Below are 17863 nucleotides of genomic sequence, written 5' to 3'. Positions count from 1 at the left end.
GAGTTCCATGCGGGGGGACGCGGTTGACGAGGTGCTGAAGCGGCTGCCGTACAGCTGGACCGCGGACGAGGCCGAGCGGGTCGGGCAGCGGTTCCGGGAGAGCCGGCCGGCCGCGCCGATGCGCCTGGTGAAGAAGTTGTGGCAGTACTGGCTCCGGATGTCCCCGGACGAGCCGCTGTTCGGCGACACCGAGGACGACATCGCGCTGGTGCTGCACGCCAGGGCGCTGGGGCTGCGGGTGCCGGCCGGTGAGCCCGGGGCCGAGGACGGGCCGGTCGCCCGGTGTGTCCGGCGGGCCCGGGAGGCCGCGGAGTGCGGGCCGTTGTTCCCCGCGCCGCTCGCCTGGGGGCCGCGGGCCGCGCTGGCGCCGCAGGTGCGGGCCGCGCTCCCGTCGTCGCTGGTGCGGGCGTGGGTGGCGGGCGACGATCAGGGCCCGGTGGAGGTGCTGGTGGCCGGTGAGGGCATTCCGGAGATCCGCCAGCAGGTGGTGCAGGCGGCGCTGACCACCTGCCTGCGGGTCAACGGCCTGGGGGACCCGGAGAGCGGCGACTTCGTCGGGGACCACATCGGCGTGGGGCTGATCCGGGTGACGGCCGGGCTGTCCGGCACCCAGCCCTCGCTCGACATCCCGTCGGTGTTCCGCGCCCGGTCGGTGACGGTGGCGGACGCCGCGTCGTCGACGGCCCGTGGTGCGCTGCGCGACTTCGTGGCGCTGCTGCGGTCGCTGGCCCACGAGACCGGGCTGGTGGAGGTCGCGGACCTCGCGTACGCGGATCTGGTGGCCCACACCCAGGGGATGCGGGAGCTCGCGGACCGGGCGGCGGGCGAGACGGACCGGGCGTTCCTGCGGGCGCCGCGCGGCACGGACGACGGGCTGGTGTCGCTGCAGCCGTATCTCCGTACGGTCCGGGGGCAGGGGGCGACCGTGGGGCTGGAGTTCAGCCCGGATCTGTTCACCACGGACGCTTATGTGAGCGTCGAGCAGGCCCATCAGCGGGTGCTGTCGCAGCGGCTGACGATGGACGCCCGGTTGCGCCTGGACCAGCTGGAGACGGAGATCGAGCACCTGACCGCCGATATGCGGGCCTACAAGCGGGCCGGCCGGGAGGAGCGTCAGGCGCTGTGGCCGGCGACCGTGCTGCTGGTGGAGCGGTTCGACGAGCCGACCGGGCGGACCATCCGGCTCACCGAGCCCGAGGAGCTGGAGACCGAGCAGTACTACAACGCCAATGTGCCGCAGCTGATCTCGATGCGGAAGAAGTGGGCCGACCGGATGCGGGAGCTGGTCGAGCAGCTGGAGACGGCGGTGCACCGGCCGCACGCCCCGGCGAAGCAGGTGGCTGCGGGGCGGTGCCTCGACGCGGCGTTACGGGGCGTGGTCCCGGACGAGAGTCCCGCCACCGAACGGGCCTTCCGCGCCTGGTGCCAGGAGGCCGCGCCGATGCTGTGGTTCGAGTGGCGGTGCGCGCTGCGCCGGCACGGCATCGCGCCGGAGGATGTGTTCACCCCGCACACGGTGCTGGTCAGCCGCTATCTGCCGCCGACCGCCGAGGACCCGTCGGTGCTGTTCAGCCATCCGTACACGCTGGTGGACACCGCCCGGTCGGCGGTCCTCGCGGACGCCGGGCGCGCCGTGCTGGTGGTGCGGGACGCCACGGACCACGCCGAGCCGGCCCCGGACGACGCCGACGGGCCGTGCGCGCAAGAGCTCTGGGACGGCCTGGTCGGGCTGGCCGAACAGCCGCAGGCCGAGGCGGAGTTCGCCCGCCAATTCCTCGCGGCGCTGCGGGCGCGGCCGGACGGGATCGCCCGGCGGATGGTCGAGGCGCTCCAGCCGTCCGGGCCGGACGCCGCCGAGGAGGCCCGGATCGAGGCGGCGCTGCGGACCGCGGAACGGCACACCTCGCTCGGTGAGGGGATGGACCGGGCGCTGATGGCGATGCGCAACGAGGCGTTCCTCACCGCTCAGGAGTGTCTGGACGGCGTCCGTACCGAGCCGCGGTGGCAGGCCCGGGTGTGGCTGCTGCGGGCGATCGTGGAGTGCCGGGCCGCCCGGCTGGGGTCCCGGGAGATCCCCGGTCTGCTCGGCCATCAGATGCCGGGCCTGCCCGGTGCCGCGCTGCGGGCCCTGGACGAAGCGGGCAGCGCGGACGAGGAGTTCACCCGGGGCTGGCTGGAGGCGCTGCCGGAGGCCGGTCTCGACAAGGGCATCCGGCGGCTGTTCCAGGGGCTGCCGCGGGCGCGGGCGAACTGCAAGGGCGATCCGCTGAACAAGGTGAGCCCTGAGCGGGAGTACGCGGTGTGGCTCTTCCGGAGCGCGGTGGAGAACGCCCGGCTGGCCCGGCAGCTCGACGAGGCCGGTGAGGAGCTCGCCGAGGACCAGGAGGCCGTCGACGCGGCGCTGGCGAAGCTGGGGCGGGCGCTGGAGGAGATCTTGGTGGGGCCGTACGTCGGGGGGTCGCGCGGGGCGGCCGAGGAGCTCTTCGAGGTCCTCTCCGGGCAGGAACCCCCGCGCTACGGCCGGGTGGCGGGGAGGTAGGGCATGGACAACGAGCTGTATGTCGTGTGGATGGTGCGGACCTCGGAGCGGGCCATGGCGGCGGCCGAGGAGGCGCTCGGCAACTTCGCCGCGCACGATCTGCTGCACCGGATCGGGCGGTTCGGCCAGGCCGAGGGCAAGCTGGCGGAGCTGGCTGCCCGGGTCCGGGCCGTCTTCACCCCGCCCGAGCTGCCGGCGGTGTTCACCGGGCGGCATCTGCATCTGCTGGTCGGCCCGACCGCGCAGCCACTGCTGGCGGGGCTCCTGCGGTGCCCGGAGTCCGATGTGTTCGCGACCCTCTTCGACGCCCATCAGCTGGCCCAGGCGCTGCGGGAGGCGGGGCAGCAGCAGGACGGGGTCGACGACGCCGAGTTGCTGCTGCTGGCGCTGCTGGCCCGGCTGCCGCGGCTCGCCGCCCGGCACGGTCTGGAGTCCCGCGACTGGGGCGGCTTCGTCGAGGGCCGGGGCTGGCTGACCCCGTACGCACAGGACCGGCTCACCGAGCGGGCCCGGCGGCGCGGGTGGCCCGCCGATGCCGCTCCGACGCAGATCCTGGCCGGGGTGCTGGAAGGCGTCGGCGGACGGCAAGACGGCGACGGGGCGGCGCAGTTCGACGCGCTGGCGCTGATCGAGCTGCGCCGGCGGCTCGGTCTGCTCAGCGAGCAGCTGCGTGACAACGCGCTGGAGCACGCCGAGAAGGCCGCGCTGCTGGCGCCCGATCTCAGCAGTGTCAGCCGGCTGCCCGCCTGGCTGGAGCTGTACGAGCGGCAGGCGGTGGCGGTGGGGATGCGGCGGCTGTTCACCGGTTCGGTGACGGTCGGCGAGCAGCTCAACGGGCTGTACAGCCGGCCGCCGCAGGAGAGCGGCCGGCCCAAGCCCGACGCGAGCCTGGAGGTGATCAACGAGGTCCGCTACGGCTTCCTGAAGCGGCGGATGTCGTTCGACATCGCCTGCGAGGTGGAGGGGCAGTCGCACCCCGTGGTCGTGCTGCGCTGCCGGGGCGTGACCCCGGAGCAGTATCCGGCCGTCCGCGACACCGTCCACCAGCTGCAGGGCAGCGATCTCGCCGGACAGGGCGAGAGCCTGGGCGAGCGGCTGCTGAACACCGCGGTGCCGCAACGCCTCGGCCTGCCGGGCCGGTTGCGGTCCGCGCTGCAGGAGTACGGCGCCGAGGCGATCCAGTGCGTGGTGCTGACCGGTATCCGGCAGCCGGTCTCCGTGCCCGCGCCCTGGCGCGACCATCTGGGCACCTCGCTGCCGTACGCGTCCCCGTCCGGCGCGGACAGCGTGTTTCCCTCGGTGCCGGACGTGACGCGGGCGCTGCGGGCGAGCGTGCCGGGGTCGCGACAGGTCGTCGAGGTGGACTGAGGCATTCCACGGCATTCCCAACTATCCTGTGACAACACGGAGTTGTTCACCATGCGATCTCTCCGGGAGGGCCGGTGCCCACGACGAGCAACCCTGCGATCCGTAATCTGCTGACGCTGGACGGTGCGGTGACACCGGCCGCTCCGGCCGGGTCCGGTGCCGCATCCCGGGCAGCCGTCCCGGACCGTCCGATCACGCTCGACGACATCGTCGTCAAGACCCTGACCGTGTTCGGTGTCCTGGTGGCGAGCGCCTTCCTCACCGTCTTCCTGGACCTCGGGTTCCTCGCCCTGCCCGCGCTGTGCGCCGGGCTGGGCATCGCGGTCTTCCTGTCCCTGCGGCCCCGGCCCGGTGCCGCGCCGGCCCTGGCGTTCGCGACGGTGCAGGGCATCGTGCTGGGCGAGGCGACACAGTTCTTCGACGCGCTGCACCCGGGGGTCGGGACCCAGGCGGTCATCGGCACCGGCTGCGTCTTCGCCGGCACGCTGGCGGCGTATCGCACGCGGCGGGTGCGGGTCAGTACGAAGATGACGCGCTGGGCGGTCGGGGCGGCGCTCGGGCTGCTGGCGCTGCTGGTGGCGGACCTGGTCGCGTGGTGGGGGTTCGGCGCGGACCTGGGGCTGCGGGAGGGTGGCGCCCTGGCCATCGGTGTCAGTCTGGTGGCGGTCGCCGCCGCGTCCTTCTTCTTCCTGCTGGAGTTCGAGGCCGCGAGCCGCTTCCTGCGGTCCGGTGCCTCCCACCGGTGGGCCTGGTACGTCGCGTTCGGGCTGGCCGTGACCCTGGTCTGGCTCTACCTGGAGATCCTGCGACTGCTGTCGTACCTCCGGTGGTGGTGAGGCCGCAGCCGGCCCCGTGGCGGCGAGGCCGCAGCCGGCTCCCCCTCCCCCGCGAATTTCCGGTGCGGGCGGCCGCCCGGCCTGCGTAGGGTGCGCGGGTCCGCGGAGTGTCCGTGGAGTGGGAGAAGGGCTGACGGGGCAGATGCTGATCTTCGACGCCGATGACACGTTGTGGGAGAACAACGTGATCTTCGAGCGGGTCATCGACGAGTTCCTGGCGTGGATGGCCGGCCCCGGGCTCGACCGGGCCGGGGTGCGGGACGTGCTCGACGGGATCGAGGCGGCGAACGCGCGGACGCTCGGATACGGCAGCAAGGTGTTTCTGCACAGCCTCGGGGAGTGTGTGGCGCGGCTGCGCGGGCGGGCCGCGACCGCCGAGGAGTCGGCGCGGATCGCGGGCTGGACGGCGGCGTTCGCCGGGGACCGGGTGGAGCTGCTGCCCGGGGTGGCCGAGACCCTGGCCGAGCTGGCCCGGCGGCACGAGTTGCTGCTGCTGACCAAGGGCGACACCGAGGAGCAGGAGCGGAAGGTGGCGGCCTCCGGGCTGACCGGGCACTTCCGGGGCGTGCACATCGTCGCGGAGAAGGACCTCACCACCTATGAGGAGCTGATCCGCGCCTACGACCTGGTGCCGTCCGCGACCTGGATGATCGGGAACTCCCCGAAGTCGGACATCCTGCCCGCCCGTTCGGCGGGCCTGAACGCGGTGTTCATCCCGCACGACCACACCTGGGTCCTGGAGCACGAGGAGCTCGACCCGGCCGACGACAAGGTGCTGCGGCTGCCGGCGTTCGCCGAGCTGCTGCGCCACTTCTGAGCGGGGTGAGGGGAGATGACGACGGTGCGGCCGAAGGTGTCCTGTGTCTTCGTGTGCCATGACGGCGCCGGGCGGGTGCTGCTGGCCCGGCGGAGTGGCGGGGCCAGGGACGAGCCGGGGACCTGGGACTGCGGCGCGGGGGCGCTGGAGTTCGGGGAGACCTTCGAGGCGGCCGTGGCGCGTGAGGTGCGGGAGGAGTACGGCGTGCGGCCGCTCGGCATCGAGCAGATCGGGGTGCGCAATGTGCTGCGCGGCGATCCGGTCGACTCGCACTGGGTCGCGGTGGTCTTCGCCGTACGGGTGGCGCCGGACGGGGTGACGCTCGGCGAGCCGCACAAGTTCGACGCGCTCGGCTGGTTCGCCCCGGATGCGCCGCCGGTGCCGCTGCATTCGCAGTGCGGGGAGACGCTGGCGCTGTTCGGGGCGCACACGGGGGTCCGGCCGGGCGGCGTGGCAGGTCGGTGACGGTCGCGCCGGGCCTCACGCGTGCGGGTGCGCGCCGGGCGGGGCGGGGCAACGGCCCCCGCCCCGCCCCTTCTACAGCGGTGCGATGTCGGTCAGTTCACCGCCCTCCACGGACATCCAGCGGGTGATGCCGAGGTCCCGGAGGAACGTCAGATCGTGGCTGACGACGAGGAGCGCGCCCTCGTAGGACTCCAGGGCGGTGACCAGCCGGCGGACCGACGCCAGGTCGAGGTTGTTCGTCGGCTCGTCGAGCAGCAGCAGCTGCGGGGCCGGTTCGGCCAGCATCAGCGCGGCGAGCGAGGCCCGGAAGCGTTCGCCGCCGGAGAGCGTGCCGGCCCGCTGGTCGGCGCGGGCACCCTTGAACAGGAAGCGGGCGAGCCGGGCCCGGATGCGGTTGTTGGTCGCGTCCGGGGCGAAGCGGGCGACGTTCTCGACGACGGTCAGCTCCGGGTCGAGCACCTCCAGCCGCTGGGGCAGGAAACGGTACGGGACATGGGTCTCGGCGGTACCGGCCTCCGGCGGGATCTCCCCGGCGACGGTCCGCAGCAGCGTGGTCTTGCCGGAGCCGTTGTGGCCGGTGAGCGCGATCCGTTCGGGGCCGCGCAGCTCCAGATGGGCGTGGCCGCCGTAGCGCGTGCGCAGGTCGCGCAGGGTGAGGACGGTCCGGCCCGGCGGCACGGCGGTGTGCGGCAGATCGACACGGATCTCGTCGTCGTCGCGGACCGCCTCGGCGGCCTCGTCGAGCCGGTCCCTGGCCTCCTTGAGGCGTTCGGTGTGCATGATGCGGTGCTTGCCCGCGGATACCTGGGCCTCCCTCTTGCGCTCGTTCATGACGATCTTCGGCTCGCGCTTGTTGGCGCTCATCTTGTTGCCGTAGCGGACCCGGCGGGCCAACTTGATGTGGGCGTCGGCCAGTTCGCGCTTCTGGCGCTGTACGTCGGCCTCGGCGACCCGCAGCATCCGCTCGGCCGCCTCCTGCTCGACGGCCAGGGCCTGTTCGTAGGCGGAGAAGTTGCCGCCGTACCAGTGGACCTCGCCGTCGCGGAGGTCGGCGATCCGGTCGACATGTTCGAGGAGTTCGCGGTCGTGGCTGACCACGACGAGCACTCCGGACCAGCCGGCGACCGCGGTGTACAGCCGCTCCCGGGCCGCCCGGTCGAGGTTGTTGGTGGGCTCGTCGAGCAGCAGGACGTCCGGCCGGCGCAGCAGCAGGGCTGCCAGCCGCAGCAGGACGGATTCGCCGCCGGAGACCTCGCCGATGGTGCGGTCGAGGTCGATGCCGGGCAGTCCGAGCTGGTCGAGGGTGGCGCGGGCGCGCTCCTCGACGTCCCAGTCGTCGCCGATGGCGGTGAAGTGCTCCTCGCTCGCGTCACCGCCCTCGATGGCGTGCAGCGCGGCGCGCGCGGCGTGGATGCCGAGCGCCTCGTCGACCCGCAGGGCGGTGTCGAGCGGGGCGTGCTGGGGAAGGTAGCCGACCTCGCCGGCGACCTTGACGGTCCCCGCGGTCGGGGTGAGTTCGCCCGCGATCAGCTTCAACAGGGTTGACTTCCCCGCCCCGTTGAGGCCGATCAGACCCGTACGGCCGGGGCCGACGGACAGCGGGAAGCCCTCCAGGACGGGGCTGCCGTCGGGCCAGGTGAAGCCGAGGCCGGTGCAGACGATGGAGGCGGCGGACGCGGAGGCGGCGGACGTAGACATATGGGTCTCCTGGGCGCGGGTGGGGAGAACTGCGGAATGCGCTGGGAGACACCGCGTCGGAACGCCGGGTGTGCCGGGGTACGCCGTGGGAGTACGCCGAGGTCACGGACGGGCCGCGCGAGGCACGATTCGCCGCTCCGGAAACCGGAAGCACGGGGCGAATCACCACTCACGGGCGCGGTGTCTCAGGACCTCAGACGAGCAACGGCCTTCTCCGATCGGCGGCGGCAGGAACGCTGTTGACGGTACGGGGAACGCCGTCGAAATGCAAACGCTATTTTCGTTGCGTTTGGCGGAGAGGGGTGGAGGGTGCGGTGCCGCGAGTTGTAGAAGGCGGCGCGGCCGGGCGCCGGGCCGGTCATGTCGGCACCGGACCGGCCGTCCGCCCCCCGGCGGCGTCCCGACCGTCCCGGCCGGACCTCCCGGCCTCTACTCCCCCGCCCCGGCGCGCGGCCGCAGGCGCACCCGCGCCGGACCCGTCGCCTGCAGGGTGATCCCGGCGGAGACCGGCACCTCCTCGTCCACGGCGTCGAGTTCGTAAGCGCGCAGCAGCACGGCCAGCGCCAGCACGGACTCCAGCATCGAGAAGTGCTGCCCGATACAGGCGCGCGGCCCGCCGCCGAACGGGAACCAGGCGTAGCGGTGCCGCTCCGCCTCCCGCTCCGGTGCGAAGCGCCGCGGGTCGAAGCGCTCCGGGTCCGCCCACAGGTCCGGGTGGCGGTGGGTGACCCAGGGCGCGACGACCACATCGGCGCCGGCCGGTATACGGAATCCGCCGATCTCGGTGGCCGCCACGGCCCGGCGGCTGATCACCGGCGCCGCCGGATACAGCCGCATCGACTCCTTGAGCGCCTGCGTCAGATACGGCAGGCGGTCCAGATCGTCGGCCGTGGGGGTGCGGTCGCCCAGTACGCGGTCCAGCTCCGCACGGACCCGGGTCTGTTCCTCGGGGTGCCGGGCGAGGAGATGGAGGGTGAAGGCGAGGGAGGTCGCGGTGGTCTCGTGCCCGGCCAGCAGGAAGATCAGGACCTGTTCGCGGACCTCGGTCGCGTCCAGGGAGCCGTCCTCGTCGTTGCCGGCCGCGGCGAGAAGGGAGAGCAGGTCCTCGCCCGCGCCGTCGCCGTCGTCCCCGTCCCCGGCACTCTCGCGGGCGGCCCGCCGGTCCGCCACGATGCGGTCGCACAGCGCGTTCAGCTCGTCGGTGGCGGCCCGCGCCCGCTGGTTCCCGGGGGTGGGCCACTCGCGGGGGATCTTCACGGGGACGTAGGCACGCCGTACGACATAGGCGTTGATGACCGGGGCGCAGCGGTGGATGGCGTCCACCGCCGCCTCCGCGTCCAGCCCGAAGAGGATGCGGGAGACGGTGCGCAGCGCCAGCCGGTTCATCTCGGGGACCAGGTCCACGGTGGCGCCGTCCGCGGTCCGCCAGCGTTCGGCGAGGCCGGCGGACTCGGTGGTCACCGCCGACGCGTAGCCGTCGACGCGGCGCTTGGTGAACAGCGGCTGCACCAGGCGCCGCTGTCTGCGGTAGTCGGCGTCCTGGCTGGTCAGCAGGCCGTTGCCGAAGGCCTGCCGGACCTCCTCGTAGAGCGGGTGGTCCTTGCGGAAGTTGGCGGCCTGGGAGGCGAGGATCTGCTGCACGCCCTCGGGCGCGAAGACCGCGTGGAACACGCTGCGCAGGCCGGGCGGCCCGGCTTCCAGACGGACCACGTCACCGTGCGCCCGCTGGGCGCTTAAGAACGTGCCGAGGGAGTCGCGCCGGAGGTCGAACATCGAGCCGAGCACGGGGAGGCCGGCCGGGCCGGGTATCACGCCTTCCGGGGCGGAGCCGGGCTGAGGGTGGGATTCGCTCAGGTGCATGCCCGATGTCTATCCCGGCCGGCCGGGTTTCTATCCCGGCGCGGGGCGTCGCAGCGTCCCCCGTACCCGGCGCGGGCCGTCACAACGCCCCACGTAGCATGACGCGGTGAGCAACAAGCCTGCCCGACGGACCGCCACCCCGCCCGCGTGCCGGGTCACCGTGTGCCGTGGCTGCTGCTGCGGCGACGCGGCGAAGATCCCGGGCGTCGACCACGCCGGACAGATCTCCCGCCTGCGCGCGGCGCTCGACGGCGCGGCCCCGGTGCGTGCCTCGGAGTGCCTGGACGTCTGCGACCAGGCCAATGTGGTCGTGGTCCAGCCGTCGCCCGCGGGCCGGGCGGCCGGCGGGCGCCCCGTCTGGCTGGGACTGGTCAACGATGACGACGCACTGGCGGACATCGCCGCCTGGATCCACGCCGGTGGCCCCGGCCTGGCGGAGCCGCCGGGCGTGCTCGACCTGTACGCGATCACGGTGTCGCGACGGGTGCGGGAGGGGCTGGAGGGTTAGGTTCTGTCCGGCGGATCATGTGACCGCCCCGCCCCGGGCCCTGTCCTGTTCGTGAGGCGGGGCGGGGCCCGGGGCGGGGCGGTCTGACGCAGGATCAGTGGGCACGACTCGTACCGCGTCCGCCGAAGACTGGTCGCCGGGCCGGCGGTTGAGCATCACCGGAACGACAGTCGGCCACTCGCGGTGCGGCATGAAGGAGTGAACCGAGGGGCGGACGGCAGGCGCCAAGTGCGGTGCCCCGGAACAGAGTTGCCGTGCGGTGCGCGAATGTGCCGGACCGGGATATTTTGCATTCATTCTGCAACCGTTCTCGCTTTTGTTGCTGTCTGTCTCTGCAACACCCCTTCCGTCCCACCGGGCCCACAACTCAGCGGGACGGATCCGAGGGGCGACCGATGTGTTACCCATTGGAGGATTTGTGCGCAACCGAACCAGGAGCATGGTGGCAGGCGCTCTGGGCGCCGCCTTGGTCGCGGCCGCGACCGGCGGCGCCATGGCAGCACCGACGGACGGCAACGGGCGGGGCCAGGACCAGCCGTCCACGAGTGCTGCCGAGCGGAGCAAGATCACCCAGGGCGACCTCGACGGCGACGGCCACGCCGACCTCGGTGTGGGAGCGCCCGAGGGCACCGTCTCCGGGAAGTCCAAGGCGGGCTACGTGGGCGTGACCTACGGCGCCAAGGGTGGCGTCGACACCAAGCGGCACAGCACACTGACCCAGGCCAGCCCAGGCGTGCCCGGCACTCCGGAGGCCAAGGACGGCTTCGGCTCGACCGTGGTGCGCGGCGACGTGGACGGGGACGGTTACGCCGACCTGGTCGTCGCCGCGAACAACGAGGCCATCGGCAGCACCACGCAGGCCGGTTCCGTCACGATCGTCTTCGGCTCCAAGAGCGGCCTGTCCGGCGACGCCATCGCCTTCCACGCGCCAAAGGTCGCCGCCAACGCACACTTCGGCGACCAGATAGCCGTGGGCGACCACAACAAGGACGGCCTCAGCGACCTCGCCATCTCCGACGGCACGAAGGTGCAGCTCGTCAAGGGCGCGAAGAACCTGCGGGAGACCGCGACCCCGAAGATGACCAGCGTCACCCCGCCCGGCGGCGGCGTCAGCGTCGAGCACCTGGCCTCCGGCGACATCAACGGGGACGGCTACACCGATCTCGTCACCGTCGCCTCCGAGGACTCGCCCTCCGACGAGGGCACCCTCGGCGTGCTGCCCGGCTCTTCCGGGGGCCTGAAGAGCACGCCGCTGGGCAAGAACATCCCGCTGCCGTTCGCGCAGTACCGCCCCGTGGTCGGCGACATCAACGGCGACGGGAAGGAGGACGTCGTCACGGACACCGGCTTCTCGGACGGTCCGCAGGAGCAGAAGCTGCGCACCTACCCCGGCACCGCCGGCGGGCTCGACTCGGCCGAGCCGGTGGACTGGAAGGGCACGGCGCAGGAGGGCGAGGCCATCCGGCTGGCCGACTTCGACGGCGACGGCCACGATGACCTGGTGGTCAGCAACACCGGCGCCGAGGCGCCCGGGGGCTACAACGACGCCGGTGCCATCACCGTGCTCAAGGGCACCGCGAACTGGCTGACCGACGAGGGGGCGCAGACCTTCTCGCTCGACACCGAGGGCGTCCCTGGCTCCATGGTGGGCAACGACAAATTCGGTACGTCCGTCTCGCCGGCCGACTACAACGGTGACGGCAAGGCGGACCTGGCCGTAGGCATCCCGAACCGCACCGGGGGCGTCGGCGCGGCGGCCCTGCTGTACGCGGGCACCGACGGACTGAGCGCCAAGGACTCGTCACTCATCAACCCGAGTGACCTGGGTTCCCCGGCGACGAAGGGCCGCTTCGGCACGGAGCTGACGAACCCGGCGAAGTAGGCCCGCACGCTGGGGCCTGTTCCGGCAGATCACGTCCATGTCGGCTGGCGGGTTCGCCGTTGCCGACATGGGGCGGGGTGATCTGACAGATGCCGAGTGGGAACGGCTGCGGCCGTTCCTGCCGGTCAGTAACCGGCGCTGCGGATGGTGGCGGGATCACCGCACGCGTGACGCCGGGGCGCCGCCCGCCCCGCGCTCGCCCATACGTCCCCGTCGCCGCGACCGGTCAGCGGTTGGCGGATGGCAGATGGCGGTTACCGGAGTCTTACGGCCCCGGACCCGACTGCCCACGCCCGCCCCCGGTGGTGTTGGCTTGGCCCCATGACGCACCTCCCGGGAAGGGCACACTGACCCCGTGCACCCCTCCACACCGCCCTCCGCGCCGCCGTCCGTTCCCTCCCACGGGCCGCCGCGCCGCGTCCTGGTGGTCGAGGACGATCCGACCGTCGCCGAGGTCGTCACCGGCTACCTCTCCCGCGCCGGCTACACCACGGCACACGCCGCCGACGGTTTCGCCGCCCTCGACCGGGCCGCGGAGTTCCGTCCCCATCTCGTCGTACTCGATCTGATGCTGCCCGGAATCGACGGCCTGGAGGTGTGCCGCCGGCTACGGCGCGGCGACGGGCCCCCGGTGCCGGTGGTGATGCTGACCGCGCGCGGCGAGGAGGCGGACCGCATCCTGGGGCTGGAGCTGGGTGCGGATGACTATGTGACCAAGCCGTTCAGCCCGCGGGAACTGGTGCTGCGGATCGGCTCGGTGCTGCGCCGGGCGGAGTCCGCACCGCCGGCCGCGGCGCCCGCCGCCGTCCTGCGGGCCGGGGATCTGTGTGCCGACCCCGGCGGCCGACGCGCCGACCGGGCCGGGCGGCCGCTCGCCCTCACCGCCCGCGAGTTCGACCTGCTGCTGTTCCTGATGCGCCACCCCGGGCGGGTGTTCTCCCGCGAGGAGCTGCTGCACCACGTCTGGGGCTGGGAGTTCGGCGATCTGTCGACGGTGACCGTCCATGTGCGACGCCTGCGCGAAAAGATCGAGGCCGATCCGGCCGCGCCGCAGCTGGTGCGGACCGTCTGGGGCGCCGGCTACCGCTTCGACCCGGCAACGGACGGGCCGGCAACGCACGAGCCGGCGGACGACGGGCCGCCGCCGGACAACGGGCTGCTGCCGGGGGACGAGCCACTGCCGGAGAACGGTCCCCTGCCCGCAGTGGACCTGCCCAGAGGGGACCTGCGCCCATGACCGACTTCCTGCTCATCGTGGCGCTGGCGGCGCTCGGCGCGGCGCTGGCGGGACTGCTCGCCGCGCCCGCGGTACGGACGCTGCGGCGGCGCTCGGTCGCGCTGTCGCTGTTCGCGGTGGCGGCGCTGGCCGTGGCCGCGATGGCGGCGGGAACGGTGGCGGTCGCCCAGGCGATGTTCCTGTCCGGGCACGACCTGGGCGTGGTGATGGCGGTGGTGGCCGTCTCCGGGGTGGTGTCGCTGGCGGCGGCGCTGCTCTTCGGACGGCGGATCGCGGCGGGCAGCCGGGAGCTGGCGCGCTCCGCCCGTACGGTCGGCAGCGAGGGCGGCTTCGTGGCACCCGCCGAACCCCCCACGGCCGAACTGACCGCACTGTCCCGGGCGTTGGAGGAGACCAGCGCCCGGCTCGCCGAGGCACGCGAGCGGGAACGGGCCCTGGACGCCTCCCGGCGCGAGCTGATCGCCGGTATCTCGCACGATCTGCGCACCCCGCTCGCCGGACTGCGGGCGATGGCCGAGGCGCTGGAGGACGGGGTCGCCGAGGACACCGCCCGCTATCACGCTCGGATGCGCATCGAGGTGGACCGGCTGGCCGCGATGGTCGACGACCTCTTCGAACTCTCCCGCATCCAGGCCGGTGCGCTGGCCCTGTCGCTGTCGCGGGTGTCGGTGTACGACCTGGTGGACGACGCCCTCGCCGGGGCCGGGCCGCTGGCACGGGCGAGCGGGGTGCGGCTGGTGGACGGCGGGGTGGTACCGCTGCCCGTACGGGTGGACGCCCAGCAGATCACCCGCGTCCTGAGCAATCTGCTGGTCAACGCGATCCGCGCCACGCCCACCGAGGGCACCGTGGCGGTCAGCGCCCGGCACGAGGAGGGCCGGGTGGTCCTCGCGGTCGAGGACGCCTGCGGCGGCATCCCCCCGGAAGACCTGCCGCGGGTCTTCGACACCGGCTGGCGCGGCGGCGCGGCCCGCACCCCACGCGCGGACGGCCAGGGCGGCGCCGGCCTGGGCCTGGCCATCGTCCACGGCATCGTGACGGCCCACGAGGGCCGGGCAACGGTACGGAACACCGCTGCGGGCTGCCGCTTCGAGGTCGAACTGCCGGCGGCGGAGGCACCGGCGGGGGTGTGAGAGTACGGGGATACGGCGCCCCTCACCGGCGCGCCGCCGCCTCGCCCCGCTCCCCCGCCCCGGAGTCAGGCTCATCGCCCTCCCCCTCCGCCGCGCCCCCTACCGGCAGGTCGCGGACCGTCCGGACCGGGGAGAAGAGCAGGATCAAGGCGGCGAGCGGGACGGCGGCCGTGAGGAGCCACATCGCGGGGCGGGTGCCGAGGATGGAGCCGAGGGTGCCGCCGAGGAGGGCGCCCAGCGGGAGGGTGCCGTAGTTGAGGAAGGCGCTGCTGGCGACCAGTCGGCCGAGTAGCGGGGGTGGGCAGTAGCTCTGCTGGAAGCCCGCCTTGAGGATGTTGCCGGCCACCACGCCCGTGCTGACGCCGAAGCTGCCCGCGACGTAGAGCAGCGCCCCGGCGCCCGGGGAGGTGAGGGGGATGAGCAACGCCGTGCCGGAGACGCCGAGTTCGAACAGGAGCATGGCGCGCGCGGTGCCGATCCGGGCGGCCGTGCGGCGTACGACGAAGGCGCCCGCGATGCCTCCCGTACTGGCCATCGCCAGCAGCCCGCCGACCGCGCCGGACGGCAGTCCGACCTCGCGGACCAGGAAGACCGCGGTGAGGGACTGGTACCCCATCAGCGCGAGGTTGGAGGCGGCGCCGAAGAGCGTCAGCGTACGGAACCAGCGGTCACCGGCGACCAGCCGCAGGCCCTCGGCGACCTCCCCGGACAGTGACCGCGGCGCGTCCTCCCGGGCCGCCGGGCGGGGTTCGCGGTGCCGGATACCGAGCAGGCACACCAGCGCGATGAGGAAGGTGGCGGCATGGGCGAAGAAGCCGTTGACAGCGCCGGTGAGTTGGGCGATGAGGCCGCCGGTGCCCTGTCCGGCGATCTGGGCCGCGGAGGCGCTGCCGTGCAGCTTGGCGTTGCCCTCGGCCTGGTCGGCGGGGCCGAGCAGGGTGGGGAGGTAGGCGCTGTACGCGGTCTGGAAGAGGACCGCGGCGGCGCCGGTCAACAGGGCCACGGTGATCAGCGAGCCGAGGCCGGGTCCGCCGGACCGGGCCAGGAGCGGTACGGATGCGAAGAGCACCGTCGAGAGCGTCGCGGCGGCCAGCATCAGGGGGCGGCGGCGCACGCGGTCCACCCACACTCCGACCGGGAGGCCGATCAGCAGCCAGGGCAGCCAGCCGCAGGCGCTGATCAGCCCGACCGCGAAGGTGGAGGCGTGCAGGGTGGATACCGCGACCAGCGGCATCGCCACCGTGCTGACCGCCGCCCCGAACTTCCCCGCCGTCTCCGCACACCACAGCAGCCGGAAGTCGCGGTGCCGGCGCAGGAGTCCGCTCACCGCTCGTCCCGTTCCCGGCGGGGGAAGGACTGGAGCTGGACGATCACGGGCCGGGCCTCCTCGGTACCGGGCGCCGCGCCGCCCTCGGCTGCCGCCTCCCGGTGCCGGACGACCACTGCCTCCAACTCCGCGTTGAGTGCCGTGAGTCCGTCCGGTGTCAGACGCAGGTCCGCCCAGCGGGAGAGGGTGCCGGCATCGCGCCACTCCGGGGCCCAGTCCTCGGCGAGGTAGGTGGAGACCTGGCCGAAGTCGCGGTGGACGGTCTCGTGCAGATAGACCGAGAGGGCGCCGCGGCTGTCGGGGTCTTCGCGGAAGTCGTTGGTGTCGAGGCGGCGGGCCTCCCGCACCGCCCGCCACCAGCGTTCGCGCCGGGTGCCGCGGCCGGTCTCCTCCTCGATGAAGCCGTGCTCGGCGAGGTGGCGCAGATGCCAGCTGACCGTGCCGGTGTTCTCGTCGAGGCGCCGGCCGAGTCCGGTGGCGGTGTCCGCGCCGTCGAGGGTCAGCAGGTCCAGGATGCGCATCCGCAGGGGGTGGGCCAGGCCGCGCAGGCTGCGGGCGTCCATACGGCGCACGGGAGGGGCGGCGGACGGCCGCGTTCGTGGCCGTGACCGCGACTCGGACGGGGTCTCGGACGCGGACTCGGGCGGGGGCTCGGGCCGGTTCCGTTGCTCGGAGGCATGACTCATGGGCGACAGCCTAGAGTTGCAGAGACTCCTCTGCAGAGACTTCTCGGCAGAGGAGTCTCTGCAACTCCATGAGGAAGAGGATGTTCCGGCAACTCACCTGCCTCTAGCGGACGTTGTTCTCGTGGTCCCACAACGGGTGTTCGCGGCGGGCCCATTGGGCGTCGACCGATCCGGTGCGCAGACCGCGACGGGACTCGGGGTCGCCGTACGCCTTCCAGACATGGCCGGCGATCACGAGGACCACGGCGAGTGCGAGCCAGTCATGGACGAAGGTGGCGCCGGTGCGCCAGGCCAGGGGGGCAAGACCGGTGAACCACATCAACAGGCCGGTGCCCAGCATCACGAGCACCGCGCCGGCGATCCAGGCGGCGTAGAGCTTCTGGCCGGCGTTGAACTTTCCGGCCGGCCGGCCGCCCCGGCGGCGGAGCGCGGCGCGCAGCCAGGCGCGGTCGTGCGGGCCGTAGCGGTTGAGGCGGGTGAGGTCGGCGCGCAGCGCGCGGGAGGTGAGGCCCAGCAGCAGCGGGACGGGCAGCAGGATGCCGGACCACTCGTGGAGGGTGACCATCAGGGCGCGGCGGCCGACGAGTTCGGCCAGGAAGGGGAGGTAGAGGCAGCCCGCGGTGAGGATGCAGACGGTCATCAGGGTCGCGGTGGCCCGGTGCACCCGGTGCTCGGCGCGGGTGAAGCGGGGGACGCGGGGGCGCGCGGGAGCCGGCGCGGCGGGGTGGTCAGGTCGTGGGGGCATCGTCGCGTCCGTTCGAGCGGCCGACCCAGGCGTCGACGTCATATCCACGGTCCTCCCAGTATCCGGGCTCGACTCGGTCGGTGACCGTGATGCCGGAGAGCCACTTCGCCGACTTGTAGAAGTACATCGGCGCGACGTACAGGCGCACCGGACCGCCGTGCGCGTGGGCGAGCGGTTCGTCCTGCATCCGCAGGGCCACCAGGACGTCGTCGCGGCGGGCCTGTTCGAGGGTGAGCGACTCGCTGTAGGCGCCGTCGAAGCAGGTGAAGCGGACGGCCTTGGCCCCGGGGCGGACCCCCGCGGCGTCGAGCAGGGCCGAGAGCCGGACGCCTTCGAAGGGGGTGTGGGGCACCCGCCAGCCGGTGACGCACTGGACATCGCGCACCAGCCGGGTCTGCGGCAGCCGGCGCAGGTCGGCGAGGCGGTAGCTCGCGCGGTGGCGCACCAGGCCGCCGACCGTGAGCCGGTAATTGTGGGCGTCCTTCTCCGGTACGGAACCGGTCACCGAGTAGTAGCGGAAACCGCCGCCGCCCGGGAGCAGGCCGGTGAGGCCGGTGGGGTCCTTCTGTGCGGCGGCGCCGAGGGTGCTGTCGTAGGTGCGCTGGAGGAAGGGGGCCGTGGCCACACCGGCGGCGCCGGCGGCGAGCATGCCGAGCACCACCCGGCGGCCCACGGGGGTGCCCCGCCCGTCCGCGCCGCCGCCCGCCGCGCGGTCCGGTTTCGTGTCCCTGGTCATCCCCCGATTCGAACACCGGGCGGGCG

The 17863-nt window shown here is 73.4% G+C and carries 15 protein-coding genes; 9 read left to right on the top strand and 6 right to left on the bottom strand.

Annotated elements, in window-relative coordinates; all coding sequences use genetic code 11:
• The first annotated feature begins 7 nt into the window (after nt 1-7).
• The 5 genes from ACFW5B_RS02205 to ACFW5B_RS02185 all read left to right on the top strand — a co-directional run bounded on the left by ACFW5B_RS02205 (nt 8) and on the right by ACFW5B_RS02185 (nt 6025).
• Nucleotides 8-2539, top strand: coding sequence for a hypothetical protein (locus tag ACFW5B_RS02205; protein ID WP_386431859.1), 2532 nt, complete (start codon nt 8-10; stop codon nt 2537-2539).
• Nucleotides 2540-2542: 3 nt separating this feature from the next.
• Nucleotides 2543-3907 carry a hypothetical protein gene (locus ACFW5B_RS02200; protein ID WP_386431857.1) on the top strand — a complete coding sequence of 455 codons (1365 nt, stop codon included), beginning with the start codon at nt 2543-2545 and terminating at the stop codon, nt 3905-3907.
• A 74-nt stretch (nt 3908-3981) separates the two neighbouring features.
• Nucleotides 3982-4743 (top strand): Bax inhibitor-1/YccA family protein, encoded by a 762-nt coding sequence (locus ACFW5B_RS02195; protein WP_386431854.1) that lies wholly within the window; start codon nt 3982-3984, stop codon nt 4741-4743.
• A 142-nt stretch (nt 4744-4885) separates the two neighbouring features.
• A complete protein-coding gene (locus tag ACFW5B_RS02190) occupies nt 4886-5560 on the top strand; it encodes an HAD family hydrolase (protein WP_386432475.1) in 675 nt (224 codons plus the stop codon).
• 15 nt (nt 5561-5575) lie between these two features.
• Complete coding sequence (locus tag ACFW5B_RS02185; protein WP_386431851.1) at nt 5576-6025, top strand: NUDIX hydrolase; 450 nt, start codon at nt 5576-5578, stop codon at nt 6023-6025.
• Between the two features lie 72 nt (nt 6026-6097).
• On the opposite strand, the gene ACFW5B_RS02180 is transcribed toward ACFW5B_RS02185, so the two are convergent.
• Both ACFW5B_RS02180 and ACFW5B_RS02175 read right to left on the bottom strand, forming a co-directional pair.
• The gene (locus ACFW5B_RS02180) at nt 6098-7723 is read right to left on the bottom strand and encodes an ABC-F family ATP-binding cassette domain-containing protein (protein WP_386431848.1); all 1626 of its coding nucleotides are present in this window, start codon (nt 7721-7723) and stop codon (nt 6098-6100) included.
• 429 nt (nt 7724-8152) lie between these two features.
• A complete protein-coding gene (locus tag ACFW5B_RS02175) occupies nt 8153-9583 on the bottom strand; it encodes a cytochrome P450 (protein WP_386431846.1) in 1431 nt (476 codons plus the stop codon).
• 106 nt (nt 9584-9689) lie between these two features.
• Between ACFW5B_RS02175 and ACFW5B_RS02170 the strand changes: the two genes are divergently transcribed.
• From ACFW5B_RS02170 to ACFW5B_RS02155, 4 genes are all read left to right on the top strand, one after another.
• A complete protein-coding gene (locus ACFW5B_RS02170) occupies nt 9690-10091 on the top strand; it encodes a (2Fe-2S) ferredoxin domain-containing protein (protein WP_386431843.1) in 402 nt (133 codons plus the stop codon).
• Between the two features lie 439 nt (nt 10092-10530).
• A complete protein-coding gene (locus ACFW5B_RS02165; protein WP_386431840.1) occupies nt 10531-11973 on the top strand; it encodes an FG-GAP-like repeat-containing protein in 1443 nt (480 codons plus the stop codon).
• 355 nt (nt 11974-12328) lie between these two features.
• Complete coding sequence (locus ACFW5B_RS02160) at nt 12329-13210, top strand: response regulator (RefSeq protein ID WP_386431838.1); 882 nt, start codon at nt 12329-12331, stop codon at nt 13208-13210.
• Nucleotides 13207-14343, top strand: coding sequence for a sensor histidine kinase (locus ACFW5B_RS02155; protein WP_386431835.1), 1137 nt, complete (start codon nt 13207-13209; stop codon nt 14341-14343). Before ACFW5B_RS02160 ends, ACFW5B_RS02155 begins: the two co-directional genes overlap by 4 nt.
• 22 nt (nt 14344-14365) lie before the next feature.
• Here ACFW5B_RS02155 and ACFW5B_RS02150 read toward each other — a convergent pair whose 3' ends face one another.
• From ACFW5B_RS02150 to ACFW5B_RS02135, 4 genes are all read right to left on the bottom strand, one after another.
• Nucleotides 14366-15670, bottom strand: coding sequence for an MFS transporter (locus tag ACFW5B_RS02150; RefSeq protein WP_386431832.1), 1305 nt, complete (start codon nt 15668-15670; stop codon nt 14366-14368).
• Nucleotides 15667-16233, bottom strand: a complete 567-nt coding sequence (locus tag ACFW5B_RS02145; protein WP_386431829.1) for a helix-turn-helix domain-containing protein — start codon at nt 16231-16233, stop codon at nt 15667-15669. Before ACFW5B_RS02145 ends, ACFW5B_RS02150 begins: the two co-directional genes overlap by 4 nt.
• A gap of 226 nt (nt 16234-16459) precedes the next feature.
• Nucleotides 16460-17101 carry a cytochrome b/b6 domain-containing protein gene (locus ACFW5B_RS02140; RefSeq protein WP_386431826.1) on the bottom strand — a complete coding sequence of 214 codons (642 nt, stop codon included), beginning with the start codon at nt 17099-17101 and terminating at the stop codon, nt 16460-16462.
• Nucleotides 17085-17837: a molybdopterin-dependent oxidoreductase gene (locus ACFW5B_RS02135; RefSeq protein ID WP_386431823.1), complete on the bottom strand. Its 753-nt coding sequence runs from the start codon at nt 17835-17837 to the stop codon at nt 17085-17087. The genes ACFW5B_RS02140 and ACFW5B_RS02135 overlap by 17 nt, the downstream gene beginning before the upstream one ends.
• Between the last annotated feature and the right edge of the window lie 26 nt (nt 17838-17863).

Source organism: Streptomyces sp. NPDC058773 (genome assembly GCF_042746015.1).
GTDB lineage: Bacteria > Actinomycetota > Actinomycetes > Streptomycetales > Streptomycetaceae > Streptomyces.
This window is presented reverse-complemented; position numbering and strand designations above follow the sequence as displayed.

What these genes read in the sequence shown, in the direction of transcription:
- ACFW5B_RS02205 (WP_386431859.1), top strand. Translation starts at nt 8, where the DNA reads ATGCGGGGGGACGCGGTTGACGAGGTGCTGAAGCGGCTGCCGTACAGC.
- ACFW5B_RS02200 (WP_386431857.1), top strand. Translation starts at nt 2,543, where the DNA reads ATGGACAACGAGCTGTATGTCGTGTGGATGGTGCGGACCTCGGAGCGG.
- ACFW5B_RS02190 (WP_386432475.1), top strand. Translation starts at nt 4,886, where the DNA reads ATGCTGATCTTCGACGCCGATGACACGTTGTGGGAGAACAACGTGATC.
- ACFW5B_RS02185 (WP_386431851.1), top strand. Translation starts at nt 5,576, where the DNA reads ATGACGACGGTGCGGCCGAAGGTGTCCTGTGTCTTCGTGTGCCATGAC.
- ACFW5B_RS02180 (WP_386431848.1), bottom strand. Translation starts at nt 7,723, where the DNA reads ATGTCTACGTCCGCCGCCTCCGCGTCCGCCGCCTCCATCGTCTGCACC.
- ACFW5B_RS02175 (WP_386431846.1), bottom strand. Translation starts at nt 9,583, where the DNA reads ATGCACCTGAGCGAATCCCACCCTCAGCCCGGCTCCGCCCCGGAAGGC.
- ACFW5B_RS02165 (WP_386431840.1), top strand. Translation starts at nt 10,531, where the DNA reads ATGGTGGCAGGCGCTCTGGGCGCCGCCTTGGTCGCGGCCGCGACCGGC.
- ACFW5B_RS02155 (WP_386431835.1), top strand. Translation starts at nt 13,207, where the DNA reads ATGACCGACTTCCTGCTCATCGTGGCGCTGGCGGCGCTCGGCGCGGCG.
- ACFW5B_RS02145 (WP_386431829.1), bottom strand. Translation starts at nt 16,233, where the DNA reads ATGGACGCCCGCAGCCTGCGCGGCCTGGCCCACCCCCTGCGGATGCGC.
- ACFW5B_RS02140 (WP_386431826.1), bottom strand. Translation starts at nt 17,101, where the DNA reads ATGCCCCCACGACCTGACCACCCCGCCGCGCCGGCTCCCGCGCGCCCC.
- ACFW5B_RS02135 (WP_386431823.1), bottom strand. Translation starts at nt 17,837, where the DNA reads ATGACCAGGGACACGAAACCGGACCGCGCGGCGGGCGGCGGCGCGGAC.